Origin of the sequence: Methylobacterium nigriterrae (genome assembly GCF_037106235.1) — a bacterium.
In the GTDB taxonomy this organism is placed as follows: Bacteria; Pseudomonadota; Alphaproteobacteria; order Rhizobiales; family Beijerinckiaceae; genus Methylobacterium; species Methylobacterium nigriterrae.
Map to the genome: position 1 here is coordinate 22684 of NZ_JBAWTG010000050.1, position 15140 is coordinate 37823.

17 protein-coding genes are annotated in these 15140 nt (G+C 63.7%); 10 read left to right on the forward strand and 7 right to left on the reverse strand.

All coding sequences use genetic code 11. The features are described from left to right. Nucleotides 1-56: 56 nt before the first annotated feature. The 3 genes from WDW90_RS21985 to dctA form a co-directional block, all read right to left on the reverse strand. Nucleotides 57-635: a VOC family protein gene (locus tag WDW90_RS21985; protein ID WP_336489597.1), complete on the reverse strand. Its 579-nt coding sequence runs from the start codon at nucleotides 633-635 to the stop codon at nucleotides 57-59. Nucleotides 636-841: 206 nt separating this feature from the next. Continuing rightward, nucleotides 842-2005, reverse strand: coding sequence for a mandelate racemase/muconate lactonizing enzyme family protein (locus WDW90_RS21990; protein WP_336489598.1), 1164 nt, complete (start codon nucleotides 2003-2005; stop codon nucleotides 842-844). Nucleotides 2006-2061: 56 nt separating this feature from the next. Further along, complete coding sequence (dctA, locus tag WDW90_RS21995) at nucleotides 2062-3393, reverse strand: C4-dicarboxylate transporter DctA (RefSeq protein ID WP_336489599.1); 1332 nt, start codon at nucleotides 3391-3393, stop codon at nucleotides 2062-2064. A 140-nt stretch (nucleotides 3394-3533) separates the two neighbouring features. Here dctA and WDW90_RS22000 point away from each other — a divergent pair, with 140 nt between their 5' ends. The 7 genes from WDW90_RS22000 (at nucleotide 3534) to WDW90_RS22030 (ending at nucleotide 10869) form a co-directional block, all read left to right on the forward strand. Next, the gene (locus WDW90_RS22000; protein WP_336489611.1) at nucleotides 3534-4454 is read left to right on the forward strand and encodes a LysR family transcriptional regulator; all 921 of its coding nucleotides are present in this window, start codon (nucleotides 3534-3536) and stop codon (nucleotides 4452-4454) included. A gap of 291 nt (nucleotides 4455-4745) precedes the next feature. Continuing rightward, nucleotides 4746-5462 (forward strand): Crp/Fnr family transcriptional regulator, encoded by a 717-nt coding sequence (locus tag WDW90_RS22005; RefSeq protein ID WP_336489600.1) that lies wholly within the window; start codon nucleotides 4746-4748, stop codon nucleotides 5460-5462. Nucleotides 5463-5589: 127 nt separating this feature from the next. Beyond that, entirely contained in the window at nucleotides 5590-5856 is a 267-nt protein-coding gene (locus WDW90_RS22010; protein WP_336489601.1) for a hypothetical protein, read from the forward strand. A 1587-nt stretch (nucleotides 5857-7443) separates the two neighbouring features. Continuing rightward, the gene (locus WDW90_RS22015) at nucleotides 7444-7620 is read left to right on the forward strand and encodes a hypothetical protein (RefSeq protein ID WP_336489602.1); all 177 of its coding nucleotides are present in this window, start codon (nucleotides 7444-7446) and stop codon (nucleotides 7618-7620) included. 353 nt (nucleotides 7621-7973) lie between these two features. Then, entirely contained in the window at nucleotides 7974-8393 is a 420-nt protein-coding gene (locus tag WDW90_RS22020; protein WP_336489603.1) for a CopG family transcriptional regulator, read from the forward strand. Between the two features lie 76 nt (nucleotides 8394-8469). Then, nucleotides 8470-9732 carry an extracellular catalytic domain type 1 short-chain-length polyhydroxyalkanoate depolymerase gene (locus tag WDW90_RS22025; RefSeq protein ID WP_336489604.1) on the forward strand — a complete coding sequence of 421 codons (1263 nt, stop codon included), beginning with the start codon at nucleotides 8470-8472 and terminating at the stop codon, nucleotides 9730-9732. A gap of 534 nt (nucleotides 9733-10266) precedes the next feature. Next, nucleotides 10267-10869 (forward strand): phasin family protein, encoded by a 603-nt coding sequence (locus WDW90_RS22030; RefSeq protein ID WP_336489612.1) that lies wholly within the window; start codon nucleotides 10267-10269, stop codon nucleotides 10867-10869. Here WDW90_RS22030 and WDW90_RS22035 read toward each other — a convergent pair. Together WDW90_RS22035 and WDW90_RS22040 are read right to left on the reverse strand one after the other, a co-directional pair. Continuing rightward, complete coding sequence (locus tag WDW90_RS22035; RefSeq protein ID WP_336489605.1) at nucleotides 10866-11045, reverse strand: hypothetical protein; 180 nt, start codon at nucleotides 11043-11045, stop codon at nucleotides 10866-10868. The two genes, WDW90_RS22030 and WDW90_RS22035, sit on opposite strands and share 4 nt — an antisense overlap. A gap of 267 nt (nucleotides 11046-11312) precedes the next feature. Continuing rightward, nucleotides 11313-11732, reverse strand: coding sequence for a hypothetical protein (locus WDW90_RS22040; protein ID WP_336489606.1), 420 nt, complete (start codon nucleotides 11730-11732; stop codon nucleotides 11313-11315). Nucleotides 11733-12315: 583 nt separating this feature from the next. Here WDW90_RS22040 and WDW90_RS22045 point away from each other — a divergent pair. The 3 genes from WDW90_RS22045 to WDW90_RS22055 all read left to right on the forward strand — a co-directional run bounded on the left by WDW90_RS22045 (nucleotide 12316) and on the right by WDW90_RS22055 (nucleotide 14096). Further along, entirely contained in the window at nucleotides 12316-12678 is a 363-nt protein-coding gene (locus WDW90_RS22045; protein ID WP_336489607.1) for a hypothetical protein, read from the forward strand. A gap of 89 nt (nucleotides 12679-12767) precedes the next feature. Beyond that, nucleotides 12768-13016: a hypothetical protein gene (locus WDW90_RS22050; RefSeq protein ID WP_336489608.1), complete on the forward strand. Its 249-nt coding sequence runs from the start codon at nucleotides 12768-12770 to the stop codon at nucleotides 13014-13016. A 93-nt stretch (nucleotides 13017-13109) separates the two neighbouring features. Further along, entirely contained in the window at nucleotides 13110-14096 is a 987-nt protein-coding gene (locus tag WDW90_RS22055) for an alpha/beta fold hydrolase (RefSeq protein WP_336489609.1), read from the forward strand. Nucleotides 14097-14456: 360 nt separating this feature from the next. On the opposite strand, the gene WDW90_RS22060 is transcribed toward WDW90_RS22055, so the two are convergent. Both WDW90_RS22060 and WDW90_RS22065 read right to left on the reverse strand, forming a co-directional pair. After that, complete coding sequence (locus tag WDW90_RS22060; protein WP_336489610.1) at nucleotides 14457-14615, reverse strand: DUF6894 family protein; 159 nt, start codon at nucleotides 14613-14615, stop codon at nucleotides 14457-14459. Nucleotides 14616-14782: 167 nt separating this feature from the next. Then, nucleotides 14783-15115, reverse strand: coding sequence for a helix-turn-helix domain-containing protein (locus tag WDW90_RS22065; RefSeq protein WP_336489613.1), 333 nt, complete (start codon nucleotides 15113-15115; stop codon nucleotides 14783-14785). Nucleotides 15116-15140 lie beyond the last annotated feature (25 nt).

Genomic DNA, 15140 nt, shown 5'->3' on the forward strand with positions numbered 1-15140 from the left:
GTCGTTTTGCCGACAGAGCGTTTCGAGGTGATTGGACCGTCCCATTAGAGCAAGCCCTATTGGAACCCGAGCCGTACATCCGAGCGCTGCAGAAGTTCGATGCGGACAGCATCCGGTCCGTCGATGAAGATCACGCGAAGGCCAGGGCGTACGTCCGTGATCCCCGACACGATCGTGACGTTCCGCCGGCGCAGCTCAACCATGGTGGCCTCGATATCGTCGACGGCGAGGCCGATATGCTCGATGCCCAGATGTGGCGGTTCCGCTGATGGTCCAATCGCCTCAGGGGCCTGCTCGATGAACAGGCTCAAACCGCCAAGGTCGACCGTCACCCGGCTGACGACGGGGAATCCATCGCGACGGATCTCACGGGCGCCGAACGTCTCGACGTAGAAATTCGCGGCTGCGACGGCATCCTTGCTGCGCAGGTGAACATGATCGCAGCGGTAGTTCATTCCTGGGGTCTCCGTGATCCGATCGCTGCTTGTGCGTCGCCAGCGTAGGGTCGAACGCAAACCGGAGCCAGCACGCTCGGCCAAGTCTCGCCGCTCCAACTCCATACAAGCCCTGAGAGCTGTCCCATTGCGCTCGGTGCTCGAGATACCTGCTCTGATCTTGATGACCGACGTGCTCATGAACTCGTCGGTCAAAGCAGCGAGAACGGCTCGCTCCAGGCTCCCCAATGGACGCATGTCAGGCTGATCTGAAAGGAATGCCGAAGCTCTGACCAAAATCCCGAGCGCAGCTGCAGAGCAGGAGCTCGTCCCAGTGCTTGCGAGGCTGATCCAGTGGCTGAGGCCGAGCGGCAATCGCGGACGCCGCTCGACCCCAGGCAGTTCGCCTACTCCGCCAGTTCGCGCATGACCTTGATCAGGTCCGACTTGCCCTCGAAGCCGATGCCCGGCAGCTCGGGCATGACGATATGGCCGTTCTCGACCTTCACGCCGTCTGGGAAGCCGCCGTAGGGCTGGAACAGGTCCGGGTAGCTCTCGTTGCCGCCCAAGCCCAGTCCGGCCGCGATGTTGAGCGACATCTGGTGCCCACCATGCGGGATGCAGCGGGAGGGCGACCAGCCGAACTGATGCAGCACGTCGAGGGTGCGCAGGTACTCCACGAGGCCGTAGGAGAGCGCGCAATCGAACTGCAGGTAGTCGCGGTCCGGGCGCATCCCGCCGTAGCGCAGGAGGTTGCGTGCGTCCTGGTGAGAAAACAGGTTCTCGCCGGTGGCCATCGGGCCTGGGTAGAACTCAGAGATCGCCGCCTGGAGGGCGTAGTCGAGGGGATCGCCGACCTCCTCGTACCAGAACAGCGGGTACTCCCGCAGCATCTTGGCGTAGGCGATGCCCTGCTCAAGGTTGAACCGGCCGTTCACGTCCACCGCGAGCTGCGCCTGGGAGCCAATTTCCTTCAGCACCTCCTCGATGCGGCGCTGGTCCTCATCGATCGATGCGCCGCCGATCTTCATCTTCACCACGTTGTAGCCGCGGTCGAGGTAGCCACGCATCTCGGCGCGCAGCGCGCTGTAGTCCTTGCCCGGGTAGTAGTAGCCACCGGCCGCGTAGACGAAGACCCGCGGGTTGGCCTCGACGCCCTTCTGCTCGGCGAGCAGCCGGAACAGCGGCTTGCCGGCAATCTTCGCGGTGGCGTCCCAGATCGCCATGTCGAGGGTGCCCACCGCCACTGAGCGCTCGCCATGACCGCCGGGCTTCTCGTTCGTCATCATTGCGTCCCACAGCTTGTGTGGGTCGAGGTTGTCGCCGGCCTGGTTGAGGACGCTCTTCGGATCGGCCTCCAAGATGCGGTTCTTGAACCGCTCGCGGATGAGGCCACCCTGGCCGTAGCGGCCGTTCGAGTTGAAGCCGTAGCCAACCACGCGGCGACCGTCGCGCTCGACATCGGTGACAACGGCCACGAGGCTGGCGGTCATCTTCGAGAAGTCGATGTAGGCGTTGCGGATGGGCGATGAGATCGGCTTGGTGATCTCGCAGACGTCAACGATACGCATGGGTGCTCTCCTTGGTTTTGAGCAGGCTGGAAGGGGTGTTGGGGGTGGGTCGTAGCTTACGGCGCGACTGCCGCGGGACGGGGCAGGGCGTGCCCGGCTTCCGTCTCGGGGATGACGTCCTCGGCCGCGACAGCCGCCCGGTTGCGGTAGACTTCTTCGGCCTTGGTGCGGTCGAAGGCGCCTTCCCACTTGGCGACAGCGATGGTGGCGACGGCGTTGCCGATCAGGTTGGTGACTGCTCGCGCCTCGTTCATGAAGCGGTCGACACCGAGCAGCAGCACGAGGCCGGCGACCGGAACGGTGTGGATGCTCGACAGTGTGGCGGCGAGTGTGACGAACCCGGCGCCTGCCACCCCGGCCGATCCCTTCGAGGTCAGGAGCAGGACGCCGAGCACGACGAGCTGGTCGCCAATTCCGAGCGGCGTGTTGGTGGCTTGAGCGACGAAGATCGCCGCCATGGTCAGGTAGATGCAGGTGCCGTCCGCGTTGAAGGTGTAACCGGTCGGCAGGACGAGACCGACCACGGATTTCTCACAACCGAGCCGCTCCAGCTTGGCCATCATGCGGGGCATGACGGCTTCGGTCGAGCAGGTGCCGAAGGTGATGAGGATCTCATCTTTGAAGTAGCTGAGGACCTTGCCGAGCGAGAAGCCGGTCCAGGTGCAGACCGCACCGAGAACGACCACCACGAAGAGGATCGAGGTGACGTAGACGCCGAGCATCAGGTAGGCGAGCGACCAGACTGTGCTGAAGCCGTACTTGCTGATGGTGAAGGCAATGCCGGCGCCAGCGCCGATCGGGGCGAGCCGCATCACCATGGCGACGATGCGAAACAGCGCGTCCAGCAAGCTGTCGATGACGGCGACCACCGGCTTGCCGCGCTCGCCGGCCTGGACGAGAGCGACGCCTAGAAGGACCGAGATCAGGATGATCTGCAGCATGGCGCCCTTGGCGAAGGCGTCCACCATCGTCGTGGGGATGATGTCCATAAGGAAGCCGACGAAGCCGGGCTGCGCCTCTGCCCGCTTCGCATAGCCCGCGATGGCACTCCCATCGACCTGCGAGGCGTCGATGTTCATGCCTGCGCCAGGCTGCATGACGTTGACGACGATCAAGCCTATGACGAGCGCGATGGTCGAAAGCACCTCGAAGTAGATGAGGGCGCGCACGCCGATGCGGCCGACTTCCTTCAAGTTGCCCATCTTGGCGACGCCGACGACGATCGTACCGAAGATGACCGGCGCAAGCAGCATCTTGATCAGCTTGATGAAGCCGTCCGCCAATGGCTGCAGCGTGATACCGACATCGGGCAGAAAATATCCGATCAGGCCGCCAAGTATGATGGCAATAAATACTTGGACATACAGCCGGCTTAGCCAGTCCTTCATGGCAGATTTCCTCCAGTTATTAGCGCTCCGGCGTCGGAACGGAGGGCTCCTCATGCGGGAGCTTGAATACTGACTACTTCTGGACACACCGGATTGGCCAATGCCATGATCGGTTCGCGCTATGCGCGAACGGCATCGGCATGGATCTCGACTGGCTCAAGGACTTCCTCGCGCTGGCGGAGCTGAAAAGCTTCTCGCGGGCGGCGGACATGAGGAACGTGACGCAGCCAGCCTTCAGCCGGCGCATCCGCGCCCTTGAGGATTGGGTCGGCACGCCGCTTTTCGTACGGGGCGCGCAGGGTGCGTGCCTGACGCCCGCCGGCAACCACTTTCAACCGCTGGCGGCCGACATGATACGCGGCCTGGACAGGGCGCGGCGCGATACTCGAGCGGTGGGAGAAAGGGATACGGTCGCGCTGTCCATCGCAGCGACGCACGCACTCTCGTTCACATTCTTCCCCAGTTGGATCCGCCGCCACGTGCGCTTCGAGGCGCTCGGCACCCTCAACCTGATCTCCGACAGCATGGAAGCCTGTGAGCAGATCATGCTCGGTGGCGAGGTGCATTTCCTACTCTGCCACTACCACGCAGAGGCGCCGACACGTTTCGAGCCTAACCGCTTCCAGAGCGTGCAGGTCGGCGACGATGTCCTGGTCCCGGTCTGTGCGCCGGACGCCGAGGGTCGACCAGCATGGCCCCTCCCAGGTGCGCCAGAACAGCCAACGCGGCTTCTCGCCTACAGCCAAGCCTCGGGGCTTGGTCGCATCCTGACCGCTCATCAAGCCGTCAGGACCGAAGCCGTGCATTCGGAAACCGGCTTTACCTCACACCTCGCCGCCACGCTGATGACAATGGCGCGGGAAGGGCACGGCGTCGCTTGGCTACCCCGGACACTGGCGGAAGAAGATCTGTCGCGTGGTCGCCTCGTGCGCGCAGGTCCGGAGCAGTTCGATATCCCGATCGAAATCAGGCTTTTCAGATCGCCCGACTGTCGTAATCACGCGGCCGACGAGCTGTGGTCCGACCTGAGCGACATCAGAGCAGGCGGTCCGCCGCCTTGACTGCGCGCAGACGTGCAGAAACTGACGATTTCAGAGACCCTGGGTAGGCCATGACGATCCTGAGATACCCAGCCTGAAGCACGACGGTGTTCCATAACGCCCAATCGGCGAACCGCAGCTCGGATCAAACCACCGGATCAGGCCTGATAGGCCGAGCCCTATTCGTGTAGCGAGCATTCTGTGCCGCACATCAGGACAAGCCTTCGTTAGGTTCTATTCAGTACCAATGTGCCAGGAGCCCTGGCGCAATCATGCCGCGTCATCCTGGTCAGCGCTCCATGCAGTGGAGCTATGAGCCATCCCCTCATCCGGAAGCTCGAACACGGCGCTGACCTGTCCGAGGTCGAGCGCTCCGCCCTGGAAGGGCTCACGCTCAATCGGCGCTCCGTTCCTGCGCGGCAGGACATCGCGGTCTACGACAACACGGATCGCGTCTTCCTCGTGGTGAGCGGCGTCGCAGGACGCTACAAGACGCTCCTGCAGGGCGGCCGCCGGATCGTCTCCTTCGCGCTGCCGGGCGACCTCTGCCGCATGCACATCTCCGGACCCTCCGCGCGCGACATGCGCCTGGGCGCGCTCACGCCCTGCTCCGTCGTCGACATCCCGCGCGCCAAGCTCACCGAGCTGATCGAGACGCACCCTGGCATTGCCCGCGCGATGCGCTGGCTCACCCTGATGGAGCTGAGCCGGGCCCGCGAGTGGCTGGTGAACGACAGCCGGCCAGCGGACAGGCGCTTGGCCCACCACTTCTGCGAGCTACTGGTCTGCCTGCAGGTGGTGGGGCTTGCAGGCGAGCACAGCTTCCCGTTGGGGATCTCGCAGACGGATCTGGCGGACGCGATGGGCATTTCGCAGGTCCACATCAACCGCGTCCTGCAGGCGCTCCGAGCAGGCGATCTGATCGTCTGGAGCAAGTCCGTGCTGACCATCCCGGACGTGCCGCGGCTGAAAGCCTTCGCCGAGTTCGACCCCGGATACCTGGACCTGCGCCCTGCCAGGGCTGCCTAGTCAGCGATCTGGCTCTCCTCGTGCCCCGCAACGGCCGCTGCCCTGCTCGCCCTGTGAAGCTTGCCGTAAGTGAATGCGGGTAGGAGCTGCAGGCTGGGCAGTGAGCTGCTTGTTTGAGGAGCAGGTGGTGGAGATCACGCTACAGCCGGTGCTGATCGAGACGCAGAGCCGGGACACCGAAGGACGTCTCGCGTTCGTGGACGGGAAGCTTGTAGCGGTCCTGGTGCGCCTGAGCGAGGAGCTTCACGGCGCAGATGGTCTGGCGGGCCAGTGGTGTGTCGAGGCCGGGTTCGGGGCCTGCGCCACCGACGTGCTGTCTGTCTGGTTCGACAGCTTGGAAGCTGCACGCAGCTGGATCGCTGAGCGGATCTCAGCAAGCTCACCGACAGGATGACGACAGAACGCCCGCTCCGCGCAGGGTCGCGGACATGGCGTCGGGCCGCGAGCCCTTCGCTGGCATCGTGCCGAACGCGCGGCGGCTCCGGGGCTAGTCGGCACAGGTCGTCTTATCGATGCTACCATCACAGCAGGCCACCTAGCAGACGGGCGGCCTCGCCCACTCGGCAGGTGGCGGGAACAGCCGAGAGCCGGCGGCTTGGCGAGCATCCAGGCGCGGCCGGCACCCGATTCCGCCGCATAGTCATCGCGTGTAATTCGAGGCACGCGCGAGTCCCCGCGGAGAGCCAATAGACTGGCCCTGAACTGCGAGGCGCCGCGCGGTCCAATTCAGACCTTCCGAACACTTCAAAAAGGGATCTAATTCGGTTCCATAAAGGCTCTTACGCGAAGGGAACCGGGCGCGAGTTATGCGAATTCCGCGACCCCACGCGCGTGAATAGGCTCCACTACATTTTGCCGCTCCGCATCTTCGGTTCTTGCGCTGACCGGCGGTGATTGGCGGATCGGCCGCGGGCTTTGCGATGCCAGCAATTTCCGGAGCGGGGTGGGGGTCAGGGGCTGATGCAAGACAGCCTGTTCAATGACTGGGCTTGTTAACATAGGACAAGATTTCTTGTCGGCGCAGTGGCAGTGCCTCTGACGGTCTCGGGAGCCTGTCCGAATAACAGCGCAATCGCCATTAATGTATGCAGTTATACCTATCCCACATGCACCGCACGAATCTTTTATAACTTGCATCAATATTTCTGCCTTGGTGACCTTATCTCGGAAAAACTAGACCAGCACCTAACGGCGAGATCGAAAAAAGCGTTCCGTTCTCCGATGAGCCGCGACCAAAGGTCCGAGCTCGGTTAGGAAGCGGAAAAACAAGCGCGGATGCTTGCCGCGGCTTAGCTCGTCTGGGACCGACCTCCTGGCTATTGTCAGGTCAGGGAGGGAGACCTCGAAAGGCAGCGATTTTCCATAAACGGCCTTACGCGAAGGGAGGAGGGCGCATTATGCGAACTCGCGCGAGGCTGAGCTCCATCCCGCACGCTCACGTGGTCCTCACAGATTATCTGTGCTGGCCGCAGGAGTGCAGCATCGCCGGGCGCTCTACGACGCTGTTCCTTGCGTACACGCCAGAACAAGCTGTAGCTGCCTCTCCGCTAGGTCTCGGTCTCCAGCACACCAGCCTATGAGCTTTGATGCCCGAAAGCTAACATAAGTCAAACCGCCGCGCTTGATTGAGAATTTTTAATGACCTCTCGAAAAACTATCATATGAGCATGCAGAGTTATGAGGCTATGGCTACTTCTAATGGATGCTTGCTGAGATCATGTTCCTAAGTCTGTCCGTTTTAGTCGCCTCGGCAGTGGTAATTGTGCATATGCTCTGAATTGTTCAGCTATATACTCTGTGGAAGCGGCGAAGTGGGCACCAGCCCAAGCGGCTCCATAATCGAACTTACGCGAAGACAGGCGCGCTGATTATGCGAATTCCGCGCATGCGCGGACGGCTTGGCGAAGGCCAGCAGGGAAACCATCCCGAGCAACGAGGGATTGTCACTCCACACGCCCGCCTCTGCGGGCAGGGAGTTCAGATGAAGAAGCTCGCAATTCTGACCACGCTGGCGCTCGTGTTTGCCGGCCCGGTTCTGGCGCAAGGTCGTCCGCCCAGCAGCTCGTCGGGCGCTGCCGGCAACGCTGAGCAGAACAACAAGCCCAGCTCGAATTCGTCGGGCGGCGGTGGTGGCGGCAGCCAGGGCGGCGGCGGCTAACCGCCCTCTCACAAGTGAGCAGCCCCGCAGCCACATGGCTCGCGGGGCTTTTCTTTGTGGCGTTCCATAGTTCCCCTTACGCGAGCGGGCGGCTCCATAACACCTAATCGGCGAGGAGCCTCAGGAGAGAGTTAGGAACCGTCGATCTCCTACCTTGCCTCGACGGTTGCCTGATCTGCCATCCCGGCAGCCTTTTGCGCCGGCTCCGCTGGTCTCTGGCAGCTGTCGCGCAGGCATGAGCCATGTCGCACCTGCACGATCTGGAACGGCAGCCCAGGACGCCAGCCCTTGTAGTTTGAGTTCCGCACGCCATCTTCAGGCCATCCAATGGGATGGTCAGGAGAGGGTGTGGGATGGCAGGCAATGTGCGACAGCTTCGGCCGAAAGCGCCTGACAGCAAGAAGCTGACGATCAATCTCGGCTTCGTCGATCTCGGCCGTATCGACCTAATGGTCCGCGACGGCTTCTACGCCAACCGTGCCGACTTCATCCGGACCGCCGTGCGCAACCAGCTCGAACGCCAAGGCGACGCCGTCCAACAATCTGTCGCCCGCAAGCAGCTCAACCTCGGCCTGTCTCACTACACCCAGCAGGACTTGGAAGCCGCGAGGGACACTGGCACGCCGCTCCACATCCAGGTCCTCGGCTTCGCCAGCATCGCCAGCGACGTCACGCCCGAGCTCACCCGCGAGGCTATCGCCTCCGTGGAGGTCCTCGGCGCCTTCCACGCCAGCCCGGCGGTGAAGGCGGCACTGGCCGACCGGACCGCCTGACCCGTTCAACCGACCCATTCTCGGAGGAAGCCGGGCATCTCGCACCGGATCATCCGCCTCATTCAGGATCATGACCATGAACGCATTCTCCACCATCGACATGGGTGAGGTGACCCGTCTCACCCGCGCCGGCCAGTTGAAGGAAGCCCTGGCGCTGCTTCAGGGACACCCGGCACCCGCCGAACGGCAAGCCGCCACGGAACAGGGACCGACCCGCACCGGGAGCGGTGCTGCGCCGCGCTCATGGCCAACTATCGACATGGTTGCGCCTTCGGCGCCCGGAGGGGCCTGGACGGCACCGGGCTTCGGAAAGGCCGCGACCGGCGAGGCTCCGATCGAAGAGAAGGGGACCTCCGCACGCCCGAGCCTCTCCGAGACGATACGGACCTTGCGCGAGCGCTTTCCTACGATGGGCACGATGCCCGACCTCGGGGCCGACTTAGGCCTACCGCGGCGTGCCCCGGTGCCGGTGCCGGACGGAGCCCGATACGAGGAACGGACCTTTGCCAACGCTGCAAGCAGCCGGACCTACAAGGTCTATGTCCCGAGCGGCTACACAGGCCAGGCACTGCCTGTCGTCGTCATGCTGCACGGCTGCACCCAGTCGGCGGACGACTTTGCTGCTGGAACCCGGATGAACGAGTTGGCCGAGGAGCTGACCTTCCTGGTGGCCTATCCGGAGCAGCCGCAATCCGCCAACCTGCAGAAGTGCTGGAACTGGTTCAACGCCGCCGAACAGCAGCGCGATGCCGGCGAGCCCTCGCTGATCGCGGGCATCGCGCGTGAGGTCGTCCGGGAGTTCTCGGCGGATCCGACCCGGGTCTATGCCGCAGGGCTGTCGGCCGGCGGCGCTGCTGCGGCGATCATGGCGTCGACCTATCCTGACGTGTTCGCGGCGGTTGGCGTTCACTCGGGGCTTCCGTACGGTGCGGCCAAGGACATGCCGTCGGCCTTCGCTGCCATGAACGGAGGGGGAGCAGCCCAGCCGAGGGGCACGCGCCCCTCGGTCCCGACCATCGTGTTCCACGGCGACGCCGACCGCACCGTCAGCCCGGTCAACGGTGACCATGTCATCGCCCAGGCGGTGCCCAAGGCCGGTTTGCAGAAGACCGTCACCCACGGTGAGACCCCTGGCGGGATGACCTACACCCGAACGACCCAGAGCGACGGCAAGGAGCCGGCGTTCCTGGAGCATTGGGTCCTGCATGGTGCCGGACACGCTTGGTCAGGCGGAAGCTCGAATGGCAGCTACACGGACCCGCGTGGTCCCGATGCAAGCCGGGAGATGATGCGCTTCTTCCTGTCCCACGCGAGCAAGGCCAGCCCGACCCGACACTGATGGGCCACAACCCGCCGGTTCGATCGCATTGTCCCGGCGGCCCCGGTGCAAACCGGATGCCGCCGAGATGGCCCAATCCAATGTCACGGAGCCCCATCCGGACATGGCGTATCAACGGGCCAGAGCAGGGCAGCCCGGCAAGCTCCCCGCAGGCCTGCTGGCGTGGTCAGGATCCAGCGCGATACGAGGGCAGCCCTGACAGTTCGACCCCTCCACGACCTCATCCCGATTTCGGCAGGCGAGCTCGAAAAGCCAAGCGTAAGGATCCGACGCGGACCTCGGGCCTGTCTGTGATCGGCCCGGCAATTGTGCAGTGCGCTCAGCAAGTTAAGCCTTGAGCACAACCTATGACTAAATTCCATCAGAATTTAATTGGATCAAAGTCATCGCTCAGGGGTTGAACGCGAGCATCGCAACACGATCTTTAGTGCGGTGCGGCAATTTCTCATAATTGTTAGGGCGCTTAAGCCAAGTATTTCATTAAACCTACTTGGGTGCGGCAAACGTTATAAAAAATACTGGAAGGAACCCCAAATGGCTGTGAATCAGAACACGAACCACGACAAGCAGAACGACCAGAATGCTCGGAACGCCGAGGCGGCGAAGGCCAACATCGACCGGACCGCTGAGCAGGGCAGGCAGTTTGCTGAGGCCGCTCGCGATGGGGTGAACAAGATGGCCGATCTGCGCGAGCAGGCCACGGACACCACCAAGCGGGTTATGCAGAAGGGCGTCGAGACGGCCTCGCAGCAGGCGCGAGAAGCTGCGGATCGCTTCACCCGCACGCTCGGCTTCACTGGTCAGGACAGCGAGCGCCTTGCTCGTCAGTCCAAGCAGAACATCGAAGCCGTCACGCGCTGCGGCACGGTTTTGACCCAGGCTTTCCAGGATGCCTCACGGAACTGGTTCGAGCTGAGCCAGAAGCAGTTCCGTCGCAATCTCGAGGGCCTCAACAAGCTGACGCACGCCAGGTCGGTTCAGGAATTCACCGCGATCCAGAGTGACTTGGTCCGCGAGAGCCTGCAGCACATGGTTCAGGACAGCAAGGTCATCGCTGAAACGTCGGTCCGTGCCGTTGAGGAGGCCAGCAAGACTTTCTCCAGCGTGGCGCAGCAGAGCCCCACGCTCGTTCGTTAAGGCACGCAGCGCTTGAGCGCTGCACGATCCGAGATCCGTAACAAACCAAGGGCGGTCGCTTCGGCCGCCCTTTTTCTTTGTCTCAGCCGCCCTGGGCTGTCGTTGTCGCTGATCGCGGCATCCCCAAGCCAAACCATGATCTGCTCCAGCGTTTTGAAGCTGTGCTCGACGTCCATGAAGGGCTGCGGCCTTTGTGCGGGCGGAAGGTCTTCCAGCAACTCCGCGCGTTACCGTCTGACGTCGCCATCGGCGCTGATGTCGCGAACCACCCCACCCATGACAGTGCTGTCGAGCAGCAGATCGTAGCTGCCGGCCGCAAGGCGCTGGAGTGTGTAGGGCATCGCAGTCCTGAGCGTGGAAACTCCTAGCCGCTAACGCATGCGCCACGAGTAAGCTGCCCCGGCTTGCTAGCATCGTTCGACATCCCGTCCGGCTGCATGACCTCACGGCATGGCTTTGGCGCGATCCGCCACCCACGCGGGTCGAGCTTCTCGCTGTTGGCCAGAGCCGTCCGCTTCCTTCCGGCAGCCTGCTTTGGACAGTGCCGCTGGCCTCTTTCCCCAGAGTTCTAGCCCTGCAGTATTCGTGCTGGTCACGGATTTGACCCCTCCCCCTGATGCGAGGGGCGGCGCGCGAGCCGGTTCCAGCCCTGCCACTCCCTTGGAGACGATCCGCACCACGTTCGAGAGGTAGCGCCAGCTGGTCTGCTGCCGCTCCTCGACTGTCACGAGGCCCAGCGTCCGCGCCAGCCTAATGGCGTTCTTCACGGTGCTACGCGCCACGCCGGCCAATGCCGCGATGTGGTCGATACACAGGCGGCAATCGCCACGCCGCACCACCTCGGACGACACGACGGCCAGCACGGCGGCCTCTGCCAACGCGAACCTACTCGCGATAGCCAGTGGAAGCCGCCCAGCGGCGTCGTCCATTGGAGGATGTGCGGCCGGGAACCTACGGGCTTCCTAGGGGCTCCAGGCGCGATTGGCGCGATCTTCCGGGTCTCGATGAGGTTCGACAGCGCCTCAGCCTCGACCTCCGACACCTGCCCTGCCCCGAAAGCGCGCCATAGCAGCGCCGCCACGTCGGGCAACTTTATGCGCGGTGCGGCCTCGACCGCCCGCCTCAGCTCGTCAGCGAACATCCTTCACAGCCCTGCTCAGGCCGCGTCAAAGCAGGAGCACGCACAGGGTGCGCACTCGGCAAAAGGCAAACCGCCATTCGGCGGCAGGGCAGGTGCTTCCCCAAGAAGCAGCGTGATCCTGGACGCTGATGGACGTGGGCCCGCTCATAAATCGCCGTCCAAACTAATTTACGTTGCGGTGCAACATTTCGATCAGTGTACTGTTGGTTGAACAGGACGCTCTCTGCAGGCCACTGGGCCGTCACTGCATCGCGGCCCCCATCGGGTCGGATCGCAGGCAGACACGTCGATCAATGGAAACCCATATGCGCCTCGTACTCAGCCTTGCTGCGTCTGCACTTCTGCTCGGCCTCGCCCAACTTCCCGCACGGGCGACTTCCTGTGGCGAGCAGATTGGAACCATTGAGCGTCGCCTCGATAGCGCTGGCGCTGTCCAGGTGGCAGGTCTTCAGGACGGCCATACGATCCACAGCAGCAACTCGCCGAAGGCGCTCTCGGAAGCCCCGACGGGTAGGTTCAGTGACGCCAGCCTGATCCCAACGGCCGCTCGCATTTCCGACGCGCGCCACCTGATCACTCGAGCGATCCAAGAGGACGGCCAGGGTCATCAGCGAGCCTGCGAGGACACCATGACGGAAGCCAAAGGCATGATCGGCGCGCTCCCGTAGGGGCTGCTGACTGCCGCAAGCTCGCTACGACAGATTTCCAAGCCACTATCCTCCCGACGACTGCCGCATCGCGCGGTGCGGAGTAGCCCATGTTCAATCCTTTCTTCAGCGCCATGATGCTCGCCGTCGAAGCCCAGCGCGTGATCGAGCTTCGGCTCGTGCGGATCGCCTGGGGCGGCGCTAAGGCCCAGGCCGAGATGCAGTCGATGGTGTCTGAGAAACTCGACGCCGCCGCCGAGGCCGCGCGGATCCTGATGACCGGCGGCTCGCATGAGGTGGTCATCTCGCGCTACCGCGAGCACGTGGCTGCCAACACGAAGCGCCTGACCGCCGCCTAGCGTGTAACCGCGGCCGTTCACGGAGCAGACTGCCCCGCTTCGGATTGATCCCGCCGGTCAAGAACCATGCCCCCTCACACCCAGGATCACATCATGAGGCGTCGCTCGAACACCCGGACTTGGCTTGTTCCGACCCTGCTCGGGTCAGCCGCAGCGCTTGGCGCATCAGCGCTGTACGCGGCCTCGAAGACACGGCAAGCGGAGCGGCGCACCCCGCCCGTCGGTGACTTCATCACCGTGGAGGGGGTGCGCCTGCACTATGTCGAGCGCGGCCAAGGCGAGCCGCTGGTGCTGATCCACGGCAACGGCACCATGATCCAGGACTTCCTGGTCAGTGGCATCGTCGATGATCTGGCCGAGCGCTACCGCGTCATCATCATCGATCGGCCCGGCTACGGCTACAGCGATCGGCCCAGAGGTCTCTGGACCCCGCGCGCGCATGCCACTTTGTATCAGAAGGCCCTGCAGCAACTCGGCGTCTCACAAGCCGTGGTGCTCGGGCACTCCTGGGGAACGCTGGTCGCGGTCGCCCTCGCCCTGCAGGCCCCGCAACTCGTGCGCAGCCTCGTCCTGGCATCTGGCTACTACTACCCGACGCTTCGGGCCGACGTGATCCTCGCATCGCCGCCGGCGATCCCGGTCATCGGTGACGTGCTGCGCTACACGGTCTCGCCCGTGGTCGGGCGCCTCCTGCTGCCGGGGATGATCAAGGGCATGTTCGCGCCCGCTGAGGTGCCGGAGCGCTTCGACCGCGAGTTCCCAACCGACATGATGCTGCGCCCGTTGCAGCTGCGCGCGTCGGCGGAGGACGCCGCCATGATGACGCCGGTCACCGTCGAGCTTCAAGAACACTACCGGGACCTGACGCTTCCCGTGGTGATCATCACCGGCGCGGACGATCAGATCGCCGATGTGGGCCGACAGTCCGAGCGGCTGCACCATGAGCTGCCCGACAGTGAGTTCATCGCCGTTCCCGGCATGGGCCACATGATCCATCACCTTGCGCCCGACGATGTCATCGCAGCCATCGACCGTGCTTTCGAGAGCGCTCGGGGAAAGAGCGTACTGAAAGCAGCCTAGATCACTGCATGCCGCGCAAGCAGGCCCTGTCGCAAACGCGAATGCGCTGACGTTCACGGCTCGTTAGGCATGCTCGCCCAGCTTAGGTCATCCAGGCCATCGGGATGCGGCAGCGCCATGCCGGGTGTTGAAACACGCCACGGCAAACCGCAAAACGCGCCCGCCCGGCAATTTGCCACGGTACAACCTGACAGGTTTAAGCGGCTGAAAAACGGTCGTTTTCCTGCCATAGCATTTTGCGCCGTTTGGAACGGTCCACTGGGGCAAGCCCTATTGGAACGCAGGGCGGCTCAGACAGCTCTCAGGCGCCGCGTAGCATCTCGGAAGGCTGGAGCCGAGTGGCCCTTGCCACCGGGATGCTCAAGCATCCCCGACCCAGGTCGTCGAGAGGTTGACGCTCGCCGTCAGCACCACCTCGCCGTTCTCGTCCCGGACAATGGCGCCCAGCCGGCTGTGCATGTGCTTGAGCGGGTTCTCCCGGGCGATGTCGCAGAGCACCTGCAGCGCGATCTCACTCACGCGATCCTAGTTGCTGCAGTCCCGGCCGACGTCGTCACGGCTGGAAAACTCCTGGTCGTGGACGTCAAAGAAGTAGCGCGGCATGCGGCGCCTTCCTGGCGGCAGGCGGGAGCGCACGTCTCTCTCTCAGCCGCCGGAGCCCGGGATCAAGAGCAGCGGTGGGCAACCTATCGGATCCGCCCGCATCCGCCCATGGCACCGCATCTAGCGCCGAGCGTCGGCCTCACTCCGTCGCTTGGCGCGGTTCCAGGTGCAGGTAGTTCGGGTTGAAGCCACACGCGAGCTGGAGTGCCTCGAGATCGAGGATCTCCAGCCGTCCCCCCCCGAAGCACGATCAAGTTCCGTTTGCGCAGGTCCTGCAGCACCCGGTTCACATGCACGTTCGTGAGCCCGAGCACGTCCCCAAGCTCGACCTGCGTGAGGGGCAGATCGAAGCTGTTGCCGTCCGCGCAGCCGACGAGCTGCAGGCGCAGCAGCAGCTCGCAGAACAGGTGCGCGATCCGCTGGTCGGCCGGGCGCTGGCCC

Excerpts from the sequence above, each read along its gene's own strand:
- WDW90_RS21985 (WP_336489597.1), bottom strand. The coding sequence starts at position 635 with ATGAGCACGTCGGTCATCAAGATCAGAGCAGGTATCTCGAGCACCGAG.
- WDW90_RS21990 (WP_336489598.1), bottom strand. The coding sequence starts at position 2,005 with ATGCGTATCGTTGACGTCTGCGAGATCACCAAGCCGATCTCATCGCCC.
- dctA (WP_336489599.1), bottom strand. The coding sequence starts at position 3,393 with ATGAAGGACTGGCTAAGCCGGCTGTATGTCCAAGTATTTATTGCCATC.
- WDW90_RS22000 (WP_336489611.1), top strand. The coding sequence starts at position 3,534 with ATGGATCTCGACTGGCTCAAGGACTTCCTCGCGCTGGCGGAGCTGAAA.
- WDW90_RS22005 (WP_336489600.1), top strand. The coding sequence starts at position 4,746 with ATGAGCCATCCCCTCATCCGGAAGCTCGAACACGGCGCTGACCTGTCC.
- WDW90_RS22015 (WP_336489602.1), top strand. The coding sequence starts at position 7,444 with ATGAAGAAGCTCGCAATTCTGACCACGCTGGCGCTCGTGTTTGCCGGC.
- WDW90_RS22020 (WP_336489603.1), top strand. The coding sequence starts at position 7,974 with ATGGCAGGCAATGTGCGACAGCTTCGGCCGAAAGCGCCTGACAGCAAG.
- WDW90_RS22025 (WP_336489604.1), top strand. The coding sequence starts at position 8,470 with ATGAACGCATTCTCCACCATCGACATGGGTGAGGTGACCCGTCTCACC.
- WDW90_RS22030 (WP_336489612.1), top strand. The coding sequence starts at position 10,267 with ATGGCTGTGAATCAGAACACGAACCACGACAAGCAGAACGACCAGAAT.
- WDW90_RS22035 (WP_336489605.1), bottom strand. The coding sequence starts at position 11,045 with ATGGACGTCGAGCACAGCTTCAAAACGCTGGAGCAGATCATGGTTTGG.
- WDW90_RS22045 (WP_336489607.1), top strand. The coding sequence starts at position 12,316 with ATGCGCCTCGTACTCAGCCTTGCTGCGTCTGCACTTCTGCTCGGCCTC.
- WDW90_RS22050 (WP_336489608.1), top strand. The coding sequence starts at position 12,768 with ATGTTCAATCCTTTCTTCAGCGCCATGATGCTCGCCGTCGAAGCCCAG.
- WDW90_RS22055 (WP_336489609.1), top strand. The coding sequence starts at position 13,110 with ATGAGGCGTCGCTCGAACACCCGGACTTGGCTTGTTCCGACCCTGCTC.